General features: G+C 68.1%; 13 protein-coding genes. 4 read left to right on the forward strand and 9 right to left on the reverse strand.

Annotated features, from left to right (window positions below):
* Position 1: 1 nt before the first annotated feature.
* From IAE60_RS15645 to IAE60_RS15670, 6 genes are all read right to left on the reverse strand, one after another.
* Positions 2-205 carry a PspC domain-containing protein gene (locus IAE60_RS15645; protein WP_162108503.1) on the reverse strand — a complete coding sequence of 68 codons (204 nt, stop codon included), beginning with the start codon at positions 203-205 and terminating at the stop codon, positions 2-4.
* Between the two features lie 42 nt (positions 206-247).
* Positions 248-625, reverse strand: coding sequence for a YfeK family protein (locus IAE60_RS15650; RefSeq protein WP_187572959.1), 378 nt, complete (start codon positions 623-625; stop codon positions 248-250).
* Positions 626-815: 190 nt separating this feature from the next.
* A complete protein-coding gene (locus tag IAE60_RS15655) occupies positions 816-1,886 on the reverse strand; it encodes a class III poly(R)-hydroxyalkanoic acid synthase subunit PhaC (RefSeq protein ID WP_187572960.1) in 1,071 nt (356 codons plus the stop codon).
* On the reverse strand, positions 1,883-3,277 hold the full coding sequence (phaE, locus tag IAE60_RS15660; protein ID WP_187572961.1) for a class III poly(R)-hydroxyalkanoic acid synthase subunit PhaE: 1,395 nt from the start codon (positions 3,275-3,277) through the stop codon (positions 1,883-1,885). The genes IAE60_RS15655 and phaE overlap by 4 nt, the downstream gene beginning before the upstream one ends.
* Positions 3,278-3,347: 70 nt before the next feature.
* A complete protein-coding gene (locus IAE60_RS15665; RefSeq protein WP_187572962.1) occupies positions 3,348-3,962 on the reverse strand; it encodes a CDP-alcohol phosphatidyltransferase family protein in 615 nt (204 codons plus the stop codon).
* Between the two features lie 197 nt (positions 3,963-4,159).
* On the reverse strand, positions 4,160-5,983 hold the full coding sequence (locus tag IAE60_RS15670; protein WP_244966592.1) for a D-(-)-3-hydroxybutyrate oligomer hydrolase: 1,824 nt from the start codon (positions 5,981-5,983) through the stop codon (positions 4,160-4,162).
* Positions 5,984-6,126: 143 nt separating this feature from the next.
* Here IAE60_RS15670 and IAE60_RS15675 point away from each other — a divergent pair, with 143 nt between their 5' ends.
* Complete coding sequence (locus IAE60_RS15675) at positions 6,127-6,894, forward strand: 3-hydroxybutyrate dehydrogenase (protein ID WP_187572963.1); 768 nt, start codon at positions 6,127-6,129, stop codon at positions 6,892-6,894.
* A gap of 153 nt (positions 6,895-7,047) precedes the next feature.
* Positions 7,048-7,710, forward strand: a complete 663-nt coding sequence (locus IAE60_RS15680; RefSeq protein ID WP_187572964.1) for a response regulator transcription factor — start codon at positions 7,048-7,050, stop codon at positions 7,708-7,710.
* A gap of 606 nt (positions 7,711-8,316) precedes the next feature.
* Here the strand turns inward: IAE60_RS15680 and IAE60_RS15685 are convergent.
* The gene (locus tag IAE60_RS15685; RefSeq protein ID WP_187572965.1) at positions 8,317-8,805 is read right to left on the reverse strand and encodes an NUDIX hydrolase; all 489 of its coding nucleotides are present in this window, start codon (positions 8,803-8,805) and stop codon (positions 8,317-8,319) included.
* 168 nt (positions 8,806-8,973) lie between these two features.
* Positions 8,974-12,300, reverse strand: a complete 3,327-nt coding sequence (locus tag IAE60_RS15690) for a hybrid sensor histidine kinase/response regulator (RefSeq protein ID WP_187572966.1) — start codon at positions 12,298-12,300, stop codon at positions 8,974-8,976.
* A 219-nt stretch (positions 12,301-12,519) separates the two neighbouring features.
* Here IAE60_RS15690 and IAE60_RS15695 point away from each other — a divergent pair, with 219 nt between their 5' ends.
* On the forward strand, positions 12,520-12,864 hold the full coding sequence (locus IAE60_RS15695; protein ID WP_185896515.1) for a hypothetical protein: 345 nt from the start codon (positions 12,520-12,522) through the stop codon (positions 12,862-12,864).
* An 82-nt stretch (positions 12,865-12,946) separates the two neighbouring features.
* Here the strand turns inward: IAE60_RS15695 and IAE60_RS15700 are convergent, their stop codons facing one another.
* Positions 12,947-15,166, reverse strand: a complete 2,220-nt coding sequence (locus IAE60_RS15700; protein ID WP_187572967.1) for a TonB-dependent receptor — start codon at positions 15,164-15,166, stop codon at positions 12,947-12,949.
* Between the two features lie 173 nt (positions 15,167-15,339).
* On the opposite strand from IAE60_RS15700, the gene IAE60_RS15705 reads away from it, so the two are divergent.
* Complete coding sequence (locus tag IAE60_RS15705; RefSeq protein ID WP_187572968.1) at positions 15,340-16,743, forward strand: GntP family permease; 1,404 nt, start codon at positions 15,340-15,342, stop codon at positions 16,741-16,743.
* Positions 16,744-16,819: the final 76 nt, after the last annotated feature.

The raw sequence follows: 16,819 nt of genomic DNA on the forward strand, positions 1-16,819 counted from the left end.
ATCAGTCCTGTTCGTTCGGCATCAGCAGCCAGAGGATCAGGTAGACCAGGATGCCGGGGAACGCCGCCGAGGCGATGGAAACGATCACGAAGATCACGCGCAGCAGGGTGGAACTCCAGCCGTAGCGATGCGCGATGCCGCCCATCACGCCCGCGATCATGCGGTCGTTCAGCGACCTGGCAAACGGCTTGGATGCGGTACTCATCGCCAGCAACTCCCCACGGTGGTCCGCGGCCAGTCTAGCGCGTCAGCGACCGGGCGCGCCTGAACCGCGCAGCGCATCCAGCCGGGCCTTGAACCAGGCGGCGGCCGGCTGCGCGGGCTGGCCCGGGCACCGCACCTGGTAAGCCCGCCCGCTCATGCTGCTCTTGCTGGCGGCACGCTCGATGAACTGCTCGGCGGTGTCGACCAGGTCGCGCTTCAGCAGGTAGTCGTACTTGCGCTGCAGATGCTTGCGCGCCTCGTCACGACCATGCCACGTGCCGTTGCGCTGAAACTCACACGACGAGGCGGACAGCGCGTCCATCAGGCCCTGGATTTCGCGCTTGGCGGTCGGCGACGGTGCGGCGGACACGAGCCCGGAAAAGGCGATCAGACAGGTGACGAGCGTGAGGCGTGACAGCATGGGACTACCCTATCGCAACAGAGGTGAAGGAAGCGAACGTCTGTAGGAGCGACGTAAGTCGCGACCGCACCGCCCGATGCGCCGACACCAGCAGGCCGGTCGAACAGAGAGATCTGGCTCCATCGACCTTCATTCCCTGTCGGATCGCGGTCGCGACTCACGTCGCTCCTACAGAAGGCACTGCGCACGCTTACCGAGCGCGCTGCCCCAGCCAGTGGTGGATGGCCGACGGGACTTCGCGCTGGGCGCGGCTGGAGACGTAGATGCCGATGTGGCCTCCCTTGAAACTCAGCTCGGTGTAGTCCGCCGTGCCCACCACGTCCTTCAACGCCCGTGACGCATCCGGCGGCACCAGATGGTCCTGCTCGGCGTAGATGTTCAGTACCGGCATGTCGACGAAACCCAGGTCCACCGTCTCGCCGCCGATCTCGATGCCACCCTTGATGAAGCCGTTGCGCTGGTAGAACTGCGTGATGAACTGCCGGAAGGCTTCACCCGCCAGGTCGGGCGAGTCGAAGATCCACTTCTCCATGCGCAGGAAATCCTCGATGGCGCGCTTGTCGTCCAGGATATCCATCAGGCCCACGTACTTCTGCAGGTTCAGCCGGAACGGCTTCAGCATCAGGTAACAGGCGTTCATCATGTCGGCGGGCACGTTGCCCAGCGCGTCGACGAACAGGTCCACGTCCAGTTCGCGCGTCCAGTGCGACAGCATGTTGTCCGGCGTATGGAAGTCCACCGGCGTGACCATGGTGATGAGGTTCTTGACCTTCTCCGGGTGCAGCGAGGCATAACACAGCGAGAACGCGCCGCCCTGGCAGATGCCCAGCACGTTGACCGCCTCGCGGCCGCTGCTGTCGCGCAGGTGGTCCACCGCACCATCGATGAAACGGTTGATGTAGTCGTCGAGCTCGAGGAAGCGGTCCGAGCGGTCCGGATAGCCCCAGTCGACGACGTACACGTCTTCGCCCTGTGCCAGCAGACCCTTCACCAGGGAGCGGTCGTGCTGCAGGTCCACCATGTAGGGTCGGTTGACCAGCGCGTAGACGATCAGCAGCGGCACCTTCGCCGTCGGTGCCTTCTCGCCGACGAAGCGGTACAGCACCACCTTGCCGTCGCGCCAGACTTCCTGCTTCTGGGTGGCGCCGTAGTGGACGTCGTCCACCTCCGGTAGCGTATGCAGGCCGGCGGAGAGTTTCTGCACCAGCGTGGTGGCCTCCTGGGCCAGCGCCTCGGCGGTGAAGTTGAGCGGTCCGTTCACTTGCCTTTACCCCGCTTCGTCTTCCTGGCGGCCTTCGGCGCCTCGGTGGTCGCGGCGCGCGCGGCGTTGCGCGCCACCCAGTCCTTCATCGACACGACCGACGCCGGTTTCGCGGTAGGCGCCGCCGTTTTCTTCGACGCTTTCCGCGAGGACGACGTCTTCGGCACCGCCTTGGCGACGGACTTCTTCACCCTGGCAGGCTTTTTCGCAACCCCCCGGGGCGCCGCGACAACGGGTTCCCGCTTGCTTGCCACCGGCGCAGCGGCCGCGATGGTCCGCCGTGCAGGCTTCTTCGCTGCCTTCTTCTTGGCCGCCGGACGCGGCTTGGGCGCCGCTTTGGGCGCTGCTGCCTTGCGGCGGACGGGCGCACGCTTCTTCGCCGCTGTCGGTTTCGCTGCGGCAGGCGCGGGCGGAGGCGGTGCCTGCGTGCTGACCGGTGCTTCCGTGGACGCCGCGGTGCGTGGCGTCGGGGCGCGACGAGCGGGTGCGGCCTGCACACGCGTCAGCTTTCGCATGGCGCGCTCCAACTCGACGATCTTGCGATGCGCGGAATCCACCTCGGTGCGCGTCGGCATGCCGAACAGGGAGCAGACCTGCTCCACCTCACGCTGCACGCCCAGCCGCAGGCGCGCCTGCGCATTGGCGAGGCCGGCAAAGGCATGGCGGAAATCCTCGGACAGGGCGACCTGCGCGTAGGCGTCTTCGGCTGCGTCGATCCACAGGTCGAACAGCGCGCGCGCGTTCTGCAGCTGGCGGCCCGGTTCGGCGTGCTCCTCCAGCTTGCGCTCGAAACGGGCGAATGCGTCCTGCGCCACCTGCAGCATCAGCTGGTCGTATTCGGCGACGCGCTGCTGGTAGTCCTGGTAGGCCTGGGCCAGATGCTGCCAGCGTTCCTGGTGCTCGCGCGTCAGGCCGAAGGTCGGCATGTGCCGCCAGCGGTCGCCATCACGTTGCAGGTTCTCCAGCCAAGGACGCAGCTGCTGCATCCAGCCATCCAGTCCGTGTGCGCCCCCCTGCATGCTGCGGAAGATGTCGGCGAAGGGATTGTGCGCGGACGTGGGGTCGGCCATGCCCAGCGCAGAGCGCCAGGCGCGGCCGATGTCGGTGGCGTCGTGATCGCGGCCGGTGAACTGCGCCGCGACCTGCTGCATCTGGCCGAACCACTGGCTAGCCTGCCGCTGGAAGCGGCCGACGGCCTCGTCCACCTGCGCCTGTCCACCGGGCACCAGCTTCGCCCACCAGTCGACCGTCTGTTGCCAGCCCGGGGCTGCGCCCGGCATCGGCATCGCCGGCCCTGCGCCAACCTGTCGCAGGGCGTCGCCCCACAGGCTCCAGTACTGCTGGGCCACCGATTCGAAATCGCCCGGCCACGGTGGAACGGAATTTGCCATGTACCCTCCCTTCCCGACCGATTCTAGCCGCGGCCGGCGACGCGTGCATGACGCGCCCTCACCTCACGGCTCAGGGCTTGGGAATGCGCAGCGTCTTGCTGATCATCAGCGTGCCGGATATGGCGTACAGCAGCACCAGCGGGTGCAGCAGCCACGGGCCCAGCTTCAATGATCCCAGCCACAGGTGCGGACCCACATGGCCAAGATAGGCCGCCACGGCCAGCACGATGACCAGCACCAGGCTGGTGGGAATGGGCGTGCCCTCGAAGAACTTCACCTTGTCGCCACCCTCGGCCAGCGTCTCGGCGGTGACGTTGTAGCGCGCGAGCCGGCTGACGCCGCAGGCGACGAAGTACGACAGCACCAGCCAGTCCCAGCCGCCCTGCATGCCGCAGGCATAGGCCAGCGCGGCCGGGGCGACGCCGAAGGAGATCACGTCAGCCAGGGAATCCAGTTCGCGCCCCAGCACCGAGGCCTGCTTGCGCCACCGCGCCACGCGGCCGTCCAGGGCATCGAAGATGAAGGCCAGCGGGATCAGCGCCATGCCGATCATCAGGTCGCGCAGGATGCCTTCCTGCAAGAAGCGCATCGACGCAAAGATGGCCCCGGTGCCGCAGAAGGCGTTGCCCAGCGTGAACCAGTCGGCCAGCTGGAAGTCGCGGATCATGGAGAAGTGTCGGGACATGAGGGCGTCGCTGGCCGGAAACGGCCTACAGGGTAAGCCGAACCGGGTGAATCCGTCGTGGGGGGCGCCAGACTCCCTGTAGGAGCGACGTCAGTCGCGACGGCGGCAATGGAGCAGCCAAGATTCCTTGCACAGCCAGTCCACCCGGACTGGCCACGTCTACGGTCGCGACTCACGTCGCTCCTACAACAGCAGGCTCAGCGCGGAATCGCGAACTGGCTGGCTTCCACGCTCCCCGCGCCGCGCGGATTGGCATTGATCAGCGCATTGGCCGGCAGTTCCCTGCTGCCATCCAGGGTGGCGTCGACCTGGTCCAGGGCAGCGTAGACGTACGGCAGCAGGGGGACATAGCGCGCCCCGTAGGCCGGCAGCGCCAGGAAGCCGTCGAAGTGCTGCGCATGCCGCACCTGCCAGTAGCGCACGTCCGGATTGGCGGCGCGCGCGGCCTCCACGTACGGCGCACTGGAGAACGCCGGCGGCACCAGCCCGTCGTCCAGGCCGTGGATCACCACCACGGGGCGGCGCGTCTTCGGGAAGCGCGCGGCCGTCTGCGCGATGCCGGCCTGCACGCGGCGCGCGTCGTCGCCGTCACCGGTCTGCAACGCACGCAGGCACTGCAGGCCCGGCAAGGTGAAGTCCGGCGGCGCCAGCTTCGTATCCACGATGCCCACGCCCGCACCCGGCGGAATGCCGCTGCCGTCGGACCACCAGGCGGCGCGTTCCGCCGCGCTTGCCGCGCGTGCACTGAAGTCCGGGTTCTGCGCAGAGAACGCGTACCCGCAGGGATGTTCGCCCACGCCGTAGCGGCCATAGGCCGAGGCGTAGGTGACGGCCACCGCGCGCCACAGATCGAAGCCGACGCTCAGCGCACCGGCCACCAGCGCCTCGTCGGTCCAGCCGTTCGCTTTCAGCTGCGCCCGGGCCGAGGCGGCCTGCGCCTTCGCATCACCCCCGGTGACCAGGCCCGCCGCCTTGAGCGTGGCGCAGCGCGCGGCCCACAGCGGTTCCACCTGGGCACGCAGCGGCGGCTGCGGCAACGTCTCCGCCGGCAGGTCCAGCAGCGCGCACGGCATCAGCAGTGCGGCTTCGGTCGTGTAGTCGTACAGCGAACGCGCGCCCGGCGCATCGGCGGCGTAGATGTTGGGCTCTCCGGCGACGACGGCATCCAGCCAGCCGCCCTCCTCTTCGCTGGCACGCAGGACCGCGCCCCCGCCATTGGAAATGCCGACCGCGATGACGCGCGTATTGTCGAAGCGGAACGGCGCCGCCTGCGGGAACGCCTGGTCCAGCGCGGCCAGCGCGAACTCGGCGGCCTGCTTCACATGCCGGCCCCAGTCCGCTTCCGGATTGTCCTTGGAATGCGCGTGCTTCACCGCCACGCCGCTGGCGCCCACCGGCGCGTCGGGCGCGAAGGCCAGCGCATCGGTACCCAACGCACCCACCGTGCCGTCCTCGCGCGCACCCTGCTGCTCGTCGAGGTCGAAGTAGTCCGTGCCCGCGCCCTTGTCGGTATAGGCGATGGCGCAGCCCTTCGGCAGGCCCCACGGTGCGGCGACCGCGATGGCGCCATAAATGCCGCGCGAACCCGACGAGGCGGTGACCACGATGCAGCGCCTGCGCGTATCGAAGCTGTCCGGCACCTGCACCAGCACGCGGTGCGGCTGCGCCGCCCCGGGCACCTTCGCCAGCGCCGAGTACTCGCGCCCCGGCACGCTGGCCACGCTGCCGTAGGCCTGGCCGTAGCCGCCGGTCGGCGACAGGTCGGCGATGCCGCGCCAGTTCCCCCAGATCGCCCGGCGGCGCAGCTCGGCGGCCGTGGGATGGGCTGGGTCGGCGAACGCGGGCGCCGCCATCGCGCGCAGGCCGTCCAGGCCCAGGCCCGCGGTGAGCAGGTCGTCATGACCGCGATGCTCGGTGACGCGCTGGGGCTGGATCATGTGGGCCACGGCCTCGGGCTTGGAGGGGGCGCTGGCGCAGCCGGCGAGCATCGCCGCCAGCCATACGCCACAGGAAAGTCGCATCGTCGCGTTCATGCCTGGATTGCATCCATGGTTCCGGTCAATGCCACGAAACTACCGCGCCGCGGAAGTCCCGTCATCGTACTTTGGTACCACGAACGGCGGACGCCTGCCTGCTACCCTAGCCCCAGCACGCAGGAGCCCCCATGCAGAAGACCCACACCCTCCTCATCACCGGCGCGGCCAGCGGCATCGGCGCCGGCATCGCCTCCCAACTGGCCGAAGCCGGCCGCCACGTCATCGTCAGCGATCTCAACCTTGAGGCAGCCGAGGCGGTCGCGGCGCAGATCCGCGCAGAGGGCGGTTCGGCCGAAGCGGTCGCGCTGGACGTCACCTCGCAGGACAGCATCGATGCCGCACTCGCGGCGATCTCGCGACCCATCGACGTGCTGGTCAACAATGCCGGTCTGCAGCATGTCTCGCCGCTGGAGGAATTCCCGATCGAGAAGTGGGACTTCCTGGTGCAGGTGATGCTGGTGGGCGTGGCGCGGCTGACCCGTGCCGTGCTGCCGGGCATGCGCGAACGCGGCTTCGGCCGCATCGTCAACATCGGCAGCATCCATGCGCTGGTGGCCAGCCCGTACAAGAGCGCCTACGTGGCGGCCAAGCACGGGCTGGTCGGCTTCTCCAAGGTGCTGGCGCTGGAAACCGCCGACACCGACATCACCATCAACACCGTCTGCCCCAGCTACGTGAAGACGCCGCTGGTGGACAAGCAGATCGCCGACCAGGCGCGTACCCGCGGCATTTCCGAGGCCGACGTGGTCAGCCAGGTGATGCTGAAGCCAATGCCGAAGGGCGTGTTCATCGGCCTGGACGAACTGGCCGGCATCGCCGCCTTCCTCACCTCGCCCGCCGCGCGCAACATCACCGGCCAGACGATCGTGGTGGATGGCGGCTGGACCGTGCAGTGATCGGACAGCGACGGCGGGAATGGAGAAAGGGGAACAGGGCATGACGCCTCTTCGCGGCGACGTGATCATCCTGGCGTTCGATACGGACTCCCTCCGGTCGACATACGTCTGCATTCTCTGTTCCCCGTTCCCTGTTCCCCGCGCTGCCTTCCCATGCCCAACCTCCTGATCGCCGACGACCACCCGCTGTTCCGGGCCGCCCTGCGCGGCGCGGCAGTCGATGCCGTGGCCCAGCTGACGGTGCGCGAGGCGGAATCATTGGATGGCGTGATCGCCACGCTGGAAGCGCACGACGACATCGACCTGGTGCTGCTGGACCTGCACATGCCCGGCAACCATGGCTTGGCGGGTCTTGCAGCGATCCGCGCACAGTTTCCCGCGGTCGCGGTAGTGGTGGTGTCGGCCAACGACGATCCGCGCGTGGTGCGCCGTGCGCTGGACCACGGGGCGGCCGGCTACCTGCCGAAGAGCTCCGGCTTGGACGAACTGCGCGACGCCATCCGCAGCGTGCTGGCCTGCGAGCAGTGGCTGCCCGCCTCGCTGCGTGGCGCGGTGGCGCGCGCCCAGTCGTCCGAACACGACACCGAACTGGCCGGGCGGCTCGCCAGCCTGTCACCGCAGCAGTTCCGCGTACTGACGCTGGTGGCGCAGGGCCTGTTGAACAAGCAGATCGCCGACCGCCTGGACGTGCAGGAGCGCACCGTCAAGGCGCACCTGTCCGCCATCTTCGACCGCCTGGGGGTACGCAATCGCACGCAGGCCGGGGTGGTGCTGCGCGAACTGGAGCTGGCGGATCCTGCCCGGCAGATCGAGTAAGCCGGCGCATCGCGTCCGGATGCGCAGTGACAATGAATCGTCATCCCGGCGAAAGCCGGGACCCAGTGTCTTTGCTCTTCCACGCACCACAACCTCGCAAGACGCTGGGTCCCGGCTTTCGCCGGGATGACGGTTCATGGCGTGAAACAATCCGCCAGCACGGCCGCTGCAGGCGCTGATCATAATTTCGCCACACATCTTGACAGCGTTGTACCGCAACGCGCGCCGACGCTTATCCACATGTTGGTCGACAGACCATCCACACCCGGTGTGGACAACCCGGACACCGATCCGTCATGCCCTGGTCAAAATTTCGCCACACATCTTGACAGCCCTGCGGCACAAGGCGCCGACGCGGTTATCCACACGGTTTCCCCAATGTCATTCCACAGCTGGTGGGGACAAGCGGGATCGTGGAACATGCGACCGCTCCCTGTAGGAGCGACGTGAGTCGCGACCGCGGACAGGAACTTCCTTGATCTGTCGATGGCAGAGAGCCACAAGACCATCGCCGTCTTGCCCCCTACTCATCCACGGCACAACGCCCGTCACCCGCTCCAGTCGCGACTTACGTCGCTCCTACAATGGAAACGGACGCGGGGCCGCTCAGATGCGCGAGTAGTCCCACGACACCATGCGGCCATCGCGGTACGGCATGACGCCGTGGAAGCCCCGCGGGTCGTTGTCGAACACCAGCGGCAGGAAGTGGCGGTCGCCGTCCCAAAGCGGCAACTCCATGATCTTCTCCACCGGCACCCATTCCAGCGTGCCTTCCGGATTGTGCTCGAACGGTATGCCGCTGTAAGCCGTGATCAGGAAGAGGAAGCCCAGCCAGTCCTCGCCGCGCTTGCCGAAGCCGGGCCAGCTGATCGTGCCGCGCAGCGTCATCGCGTCGCAGTGGATACCCGCCTCCTCATGGATCTCGCGGCGCATGCCGGCCACCACATCCTCGTCGCGCTCGATCTTGCCACCCAGGCCGTTGTACTTGCCCAGGTGCTGATCGTCCGGGCGCGCGTTGCGGTGGATCAGCAGCACCTGCGAGCGGTCGGGCGACAGCACGTAGCCGAGGGTGGCGACGATGGGGGTGTAGGGCATGGGAGATCGGTGAGCAGCGGAGTGGTGATTCTACCTTTGAACCATCGACCGTCGTCCCAGCGAACGCTGGGACCCATTCTGATGTCGATCTCCGCGGGTTCCCCGTCCATTGCTCGGAACCGCAGGAGCAAGATGGGTCCCAGCGTTCACTGGGACGACGATGCGCCATCACATCGCCCGCGCCGCCAGCAAACGGTCCAGCACCGACTTCAACGCCAGCGGCCGCACCGGCTTGGCCAGCAGCGGCAGGTCGGCGTCGCGCACCGCGCGCCGTACCGCGTCGGTCTGGTCGGCGCTCAGGATCAGGCACGGGCGCTGTCCATGCGTGTCACGCAGCCGAGCGGCCAGCGCGACGCCGGTGTCGCCGGCATCCAGGTGATAGTCGAACAGCCACAAGTCGGCATCACGCTCGCGCAATGCGGCGTGTGCGGATGGGTCATCGGCAGCAACCGCCACGCTGCATCCCCATCCCATGAGCACCTGGCGCAGCGCCGCCAGCGCGTCGGGATCGTTGTCCACGGCCAGAACATGGCGGCCGGCCAGGCCAGGCCTGCCGGCCAGCGCAGGCACCGCCGCAGGTGCCGCCACCCGCACCAGGTCGACCGCGAAGACGGCGCCGTGCCCGACCCGGCTGCGCAGCGACAGGGGCGCGTCCAGCAGCGCGGCGATGCGGTCGGCGATCGACAGGCCCAGTCCCAGGCCCTGCCCCGGCACATCGTCGCCGCGTCGGAACTCCTCGAAGATCCGCTGCTGCTCGGCTTCGACGATGCCGGGCCCGGTATCCCATACCTCCACGCGCACACGGTCGCCACGGCGGCGCACGCCCAGCAGTACGCCACCGCGTGCGGTGTAGCGCACGGCATTGGCCAGGAAGTTCTGCAGGATGCGGCGCAGCAGCTGCGGATCGGTGTGCACCCAGGCACGCGTGGGCACCATCGCGAACGACAGGCCGCGCTCGCGTGCCAGCACGCGGAATTCCGACGCCAGCGGCTCCAGTACTTCCATCAACGGCAGGTCGCGCGGCTCGGGGACCAGTCCGCCGGCCTCCAGCCGCGACATGTCCAGCAGGCCGGTCAGCAGGTCGGTGGTGGAATCCAGCGCCCCACGCACCTGCAGCGCGGTATCGCGCTGGCGCTGTTCCGGCAGCTGCTGCGACAGCGCGTCGGTGAACAGCTGCGCGGCGTGCAAGGGCTGCAGCAGGTCGTGGCCGATCGCCGTCAGGAAGCGGCTTTTGGCATCGTTCGCATGCTCGGCCTCGCGCTTGGCCGTTTCCAGCAGCGCGGTGCGCTCGGCGACGCGCTGCTCCAGGGTCTCGTTGGCCTGCTTGAGTTCCCGCTCGGCCTGGCGCGAGGCGGTCACGTCGGTATACGTCGCCACGAAACCGCCGCCCGGCATCGGATTGCCGCGGATCTCCACGATGCTGCCGTCCGGGAACACGCGTTCGGTCAGGTGCGGCGTACCGGCGCGCATGAAGGCCAGCCGCCGGTCCAGCGCCCGTTCGTCCTGCCCGCGCTGCGGCATGCGCTGCAGGGCCCAGCGCGTGAGGTCGGCGATCGGGCGTCCGACCTGCAGCAGCTCGGGGGGGAAACCGAACATCTGCGCATAGCGGCGGTTCCATGCCACCAGCCGCTGCTCGCGATCGATCACGCTGATGCCCTGGCTCATGTTCTGCAGCGCGGCTTCCAGTACCTGCTGGTTGAAGCGCAGGTCCTGCGAGACTTCGCCGACGATGGCCGCCACCGTGTCCAGGTCCCCGCTCTCGCGACGCGCCGCATCCAGCAGCAGGCGCGCCGAGGCCGATCCCAGCACGGCCGACAGTTCGCGCTCCAGACGCGCCTCGATCACGCCGGGCACCGGACCGTTGCGCGGCGCATCGGCCAGCAGTTCCTCCACGCGCTCGCGCGGCAGGAAGCGGCGGCCGGCATCGCGCAGGGTCTTCGCATCGAAGCCGCGGCGGTCGAGGCGCCGCGGCGTCGCGCCGCGCCAGCCCATCACCAGCAGCGTCACCGCCGTGCCCAGGAACAGGCTCACGCCGACCGCGCGGCCCAACCGGCTCCATCCGGTCAAGCCGAAGAATCCATCGGGCGAGAGACCGGTGATGCCGAACGGGCCGGCCTGCAGCCAGGCCGGCGCCACGCCGCGCGCATCCATCGTCACCGGCAGCAGCAACAGCCATACCCAGACCGCGAAACCGGCGACGATGCCGGCGATCACCGCGCGCGGCGGCGTCTGCGGACGCCAGATGGCAAAACCCAGTGCAGGCGCCAGGGTGGCCAGCGCCGAGAACGACACCGCGCCCACGTCGGCCAGCGCATCGTTGCCCGCGATCAGGCGGCTGTACGCCCACGCCAGCAGCATCACCGCGACGATGCCGATGCGCCGCTGCGCCAGCACCGCGCCGCGCAGGTCGCCGCCCGTGCCGCGGAGCCAGCCGCCCCGCAACAGGCCCGGCGCCAGCCAGTGGTTGCCGATCATCAGGCTGAGCGTCAGCGTGCTGACCACCACCATGCCGGTGGCCGCGCTCAGTCCGCCCAGGAAGGCCAGCAGCGCCAGGCCCTGCTGCCCCTGCGACAACGGCAGCGCCAGCACGTATAGGTCGGACGGCACCGCGTCGCCGAACATCGCGCCGCCCGCGCGCGCCAGCGGCAGCAGCGGTGCGGCCATCAGCACCATGTACAGCGGGAACAGCCAGCGCGCCGTGCGCACATGGCGCTCGTCGCGGCATTCCACCACGCCCACGTGCACCTGGTGCGGCAGGGTGAACATGGCCAGCACGCCCAGCGCCACCAGCGGCAGGAAGCCGTAGGTGGTGGACGGCGGCGCCTGCACGGGTTGGACTTCGGGGAGTTCAGGCAGGCCCCACCAGACGAACACGCCCAGCGCCAGCATCGCCGCCAGCTTGAACAGCGACTCGAACGCCATCGCCAGGATCAGGCCGCGGTTGTGTTCGGCTGCGCTCGCGCGGCGCGTACCGAACAGCATCGCGAACACCGCCATCGCCAGCGCCACGTACAGCGCGCTGTCCTGCCAGGCCGGCAGCGCATCGTTGCCCGGCGACCGCGTGAGCAGGGCGAAGCTCATCGCCACCGCCTTCAACTGCAGCGCGATGTAGGGGATCAGGCCCAGGGCGGCGACCAGGGTGACCGTGGCCGCAAGCCAACCATCCTTTCCCAGCCGCGTGGCGATCAGGTCGGCCAGCGAGGTGGCGTTCGACTCGCGCGCCATCCGCACCAGCCGCACCAGCAGGAACGCGCCGAACACGTACAGCAGGATGGTGCCGACGAAGGTGGGCGGCAGCGGCCACCCGTAGCGCGCGGCCTGGGTCACGGTGCCGAAGAAGGTCCACGACGTGCAGTACACCGCCAGCGACAGCGCGTAGACGTATGGCCACTGCACCGCGAGCACGCGCGGATGACGCTCGGCATACAGCGCCGAGCCGAACAGCACGCCCAGCCAGAGCAGCCCCGCCAGCACCACGATACCGATGCTCAGCATGCTTCCTCGAATGGTCCTGTCTGCCCAGCCACGATCTTACCGCGCCGACGATCGGCACTGTCCCCCGTCCATTCCCGTGGCCGACGCCTCCGCAAGGCCTCGTTCTTCCTCATGACGAAGCCGGTGCGGAACGCTCCTACCGAAGGGATTGCCGCCGTGCGGTTCCGTCATCGCCGGGCCCAAGGGGGTGCCCACACGGAGTCGAACAAGGAGATCGTCATGCACAACCACCTGTTCCTGCGCGCTTCCGCGCTGTCCCTCGTGCTGCTTGCCGCATCCGCGCCCGCCTGGGCAACGCGCACCAGCACCGCGCTCGGCATCTGCATATCGCGTGGCCCGGACTGCAGCATCGTCAACAAGGGCGACAATTACGAGATCTGCGTCAACAACACCGACGGCAGGCAGTGCGTCAGCTGTCCCAACCTGGCCCAGGACAAGCAGGAGTGCTCCGTCGCCAGGACCGACAAGGGCACCCCCGCCCCGACCACCGGCGTGGCCGGCCTGCTGGCGGAAGAGTACCCGGCTTCGCCGCGCAAGCCCGAACGTCCCGTCCGCAAACCCTGAGGCGCGCCGGCTTTCCGCGCACCCGCGAACGAACGACGGCGCGGCGCTGCATGCACAGCGCCGCGTCGCCTGGGGCCATGCGTCAGAAGTCGTAGCGCGCGGTGAGGCTGTACTGGCGCGGCGGACCGTAGAAGCCGGTCAGCACGCCGTAGGCGGCGATGTTGTAGCCGGTGGTGCGATATTCCTCGTCCGCCAGGTTGGTGCCCTGGAGGGACAGGCTCCACGCGTCGTCGATCTTCCAGATCACGCCAGCGCTGACCAGGCCATAGCCGTCCTGCCTGATCGCCCGGCTAAGGTCGGTGGTCGGCCACACTTCCGACTGGTACGAATAGCCCACGCGTGCGGACAGGTTGCCCCCATTGGCCAGGTCCGTGCGGTACTCCACGTTCAGCGCGCCCGAGAACTCCGGCGCATTGGTGAAGTACTGGGTGTCGGCGATGTTGACGCCGCCGCTGATGAACTCGTCGTACTTCGCGTCCAGCCAGGCCAGGTTGCCGCTGATCAGCCAGTTGGCCGTCGGCAGGAACTGGTACTCGACTTCCACGCCATTCACCGTGCCCTTGCCCGCGTTGGTGAAGTCGCCGAAGAAGCTCTGCGAACCGTTGGGCAGCGTGTACGAAGTGAACACCGACAGCTGGATGTCCTCGTACTTGTTGTGGAACGCCGACAGGTTCAGGAACAGGCGCTGGTCGAGGAACGACATCTTGCTGCCGATCTCGAAGCTGTCGACGGATTCGTCGTCGAACGGCTCGCCCGAGCGCGGCACCGCGGTGGTGTTGGCGCGGATGTTGTAGCCGCCGGACTTGAAGCCGCGCGAGGCCAGGCCGTAGACCATGATGTCCGGGGTGATCTGGTAGTCCAGCGACACCTTCGGCGAGACGTTCTTGAAGTTGACCGTCTTGTTGAAGTTCGCCGCCGTGCCCCACGACGTTTCGTACTGGTTGTTGGTGTAGAAACGGTTCAGCGCGATGGCATGCTTGTCTTCGTCCGTGTAGCGGGCGCCCACATCCAGCTTCAGGCGGTCGGTCAGGTCGAAGGTCCAGTCGGCGTACAGCGCGATGCTCTTGGTGTTCACCACGCCCTGGGTGTCGCCGAACAGCGGATTGGTCAGGCCGGTGGCCAGCAGCGGGTTCCAGAAGTAGTTCAGCACCTGGCCGCCGGCGTCGCCGTTGAACCAGTACAGGCCCATCACGCCGCGCGCACGGCCGCCGCCGTCGTAGTTGGCCTGCAGTTCCTGGCTCACCTGGCTGTCGCTGTAGAACGCACGCACGTCCACCAGCGGCAACGGCGTGGTGTCGAAGTCGATATTGGTCTCGGTGTCGGACTCGCGCTTGGCGGCGACGTACTTGAACGCCCAGTCGTCGCTCGGACGCCAGTTGACGGTCACCGAGGCGCCCTTCATCTCGGTGTCATTGATGTTCTTCATGCCGCTGCGGATGTCGTAGCGGTCGCCGGTCGGCGGATAGGCCGGAGCCAGCGGATTCGGCGCCAGCATCTTCGCACCGCGCACGCCGGACTGGTCGTCCATGTAGTCGAAGGCAAACTGCACGTCGAAGTCGTCCTGCGAGTACGCCCCCAGTTGCATGCGGACCGCGTTGATCTCCTTGTCGCTGACCTCCTGCCCCGTATAGGTGTTGGTGCCGAAGCCGTCGCGATTCATGCTGGCCACCGACACGCGGCCGCGCAGGCCGCTGTCCTTGCCGCCGATCTCGCCGCCCAGCGCCGCCTTCACGTCCAGCTGGTTGTAGTTGCCCACGGTGACCGAGGCGAAGCCCGTGGTCTCCTGCGGCAGGCCGCGCGAGATGTACTTGATGGCGCCGCCGATGGTGTTCTTGCCGTACAGCGTGCCCTGCGGGCCGCGCAGCACCTCGATACGCTCCACGTCGAACACGTCCAGCAGCGCGCCCTGCGGACGGGCGATGTAGACGTCGTCCAGATAGATGCCCACGCCCGGATCCACGCCCCACAGCGGATCGGCCTGGCCCACGCCGCGGATGTAGGCGGTGACGGTGCTGGTGGAGCCGCGCGCCGCGTACACGGTCAGGTTCGGCACCTGCGCGTCCAGATCGCCCAGGTCCTTGATGTTCAGCTTGTCCAGCGTTTCCGGCGTAAACGCAGTGACGGCCACCGGCACGTCCTGCAGGGTCTCTTCGCGCTTGCGCGCGGTGACCTTGACCGAATCCAGTGTGGTGGCATTGGTGGCCGGCGTGTCGCCGGCCGGCGCGGCGTCCTGCGCCCATGCCACCGGCACGGACGACAACAGGACGCAGCCGATGGCCAGGCTCAGATGCTTGCGCTTCATGGGTCTCCCCTCCTCCCGGGTATGACGTTGGCGGCGGACGGATGCCGCCGATTGAAGCGAACACTAGGGGGTGGCCCGTGCGGAGGGCATCGTACCTTCGTACAGTGGGACGGTCGGCACGGCCCTGCGGATACTCGCCGCACCTGCAACCGGCGCTGGCCGAGGAGTCGTGGATGTCGTTCCTGATCGTGCTGGCCGCGCTGTGCTTCCTGATGTTCGTGGCCTACCGCGGCTACAGCGTCATCCTGTTCGCGCCCATCGCGGCGCTGGGCGCGGTGCTGCTGACCGATCCCTCGCTGGTGGCGCCCATGTTCACCGGCCTGTTCATGGACAAGATGGTCGGCTTCCTGAAGCTGTACTTCCCGGTCTTCCTGCTGGGCGCGGTGTTCGGCAAGCTGATCGAGATCTCGGGCTTCTCCAAGGCCATTGTCGCGGCCACCATCAAGGTGGTCGGCGCGCAGCGCGCGATGCTGTCCATCGTGCTGGTGTGCGCACTCCTGACCTACGGCGGCGTGTCGCTGTTCGTGGTGGTGTTCGCGGTGTATCCGTTCGCGGCGGAACTGTTCCGCCAGAGCGACATCCCCAAGCGGCTGGTGCCGGGCACCATCGCGCTGGGCGCCTTCACCTTCACCATGGACGCGCTGCCGGGCACGCCGCAGATCCAGAACATCATCCCCACCTCGTTCTTCGGCACCACCGGCTGGGCCGCACCGGTGCTGGGCACGATCGGCGGCGTGTTCATCCTGATCGTCGGCATGAGCTACCTGGAATGGCGGCGTCGGGTGGCCGCGCGCAACGGCGAGGGCTATGCCGGTAGCGAGGAGCTGCGCAACGAACCCGAACCCTTCAAGGGCGATCGCCTGGCGCATCCGTTGATCGCGATCCTGCCGCTGCTGCTGGTGGGCGTGGCCAACTTCCTGTTCACCCGCTGGATTCCCGGCTTCTACGGCGAAAGCCAGTCCTTCGTGCCGGCCGTCATCGGCAATCCCGCGCCGGTGGTGCAGGAGGTCTCCAAGGTCGCCGCCATCTGGGCCGTGCAGGGCGCGCTGCTGGTGGGCATCGTGTCGGTGATCGCGTTCGCGTGGAAGCCGGTGTTCGCCAGCTTCGCCGAAGGCACCAAGAGCGCCATCGGCGGCGCGTTGCTGGCCTCGATGAACACGGCGTCGGAGTACGGATTCGGCGCCGTCATCGCCGCCCTGCCCGGCTTCCTGGTCGTGGCCAATGCGCTGCAGGCCATTCCGAACCCGCTGGTCAACGAAGCGATTTCCGTCACTGCGCTGGCGGGCATCACCGGTTCCGCCTCCGGCGGTATGAGCATCGCGCTGGCGGCGATGGCCGACAGTTTCATCGCCAACGCGAACGCGGCGGGCATCCCGATGGAGGTGCTGCACCGCGTGGCCTCGATGGCCTCCGGCGGCATGGACACGCTGCCCCACAATGGTGCGGTGATCACCCTGCTGGCCGTCACCGGCCTGAGCCACCGGCAGTCCTACAAGGACATCTTCGCGATCACCCTGATCAAGACGACGGCCGTCTTCGTCGTGATCGGCGTGTTCTACGCCACCGGCCTGGTCTGACGCGATGCCCGGCATGGCCGGGCTGTGCGCGCGGTCGCAAACGCCGCGCAGGGTCCTGGCCAATACTTCCGCCATC

The organism is Pseudoxanthomonas mexicana, assembly GCF_014397415.1.
GTDB lineage: Bacteria > Pseudomonadota > Gammaproteobacteria > Xanthomonadales > Xanthomonadaceae > Pseudoxanthomonas_A > Pseudoxanthomonas_A mexicana.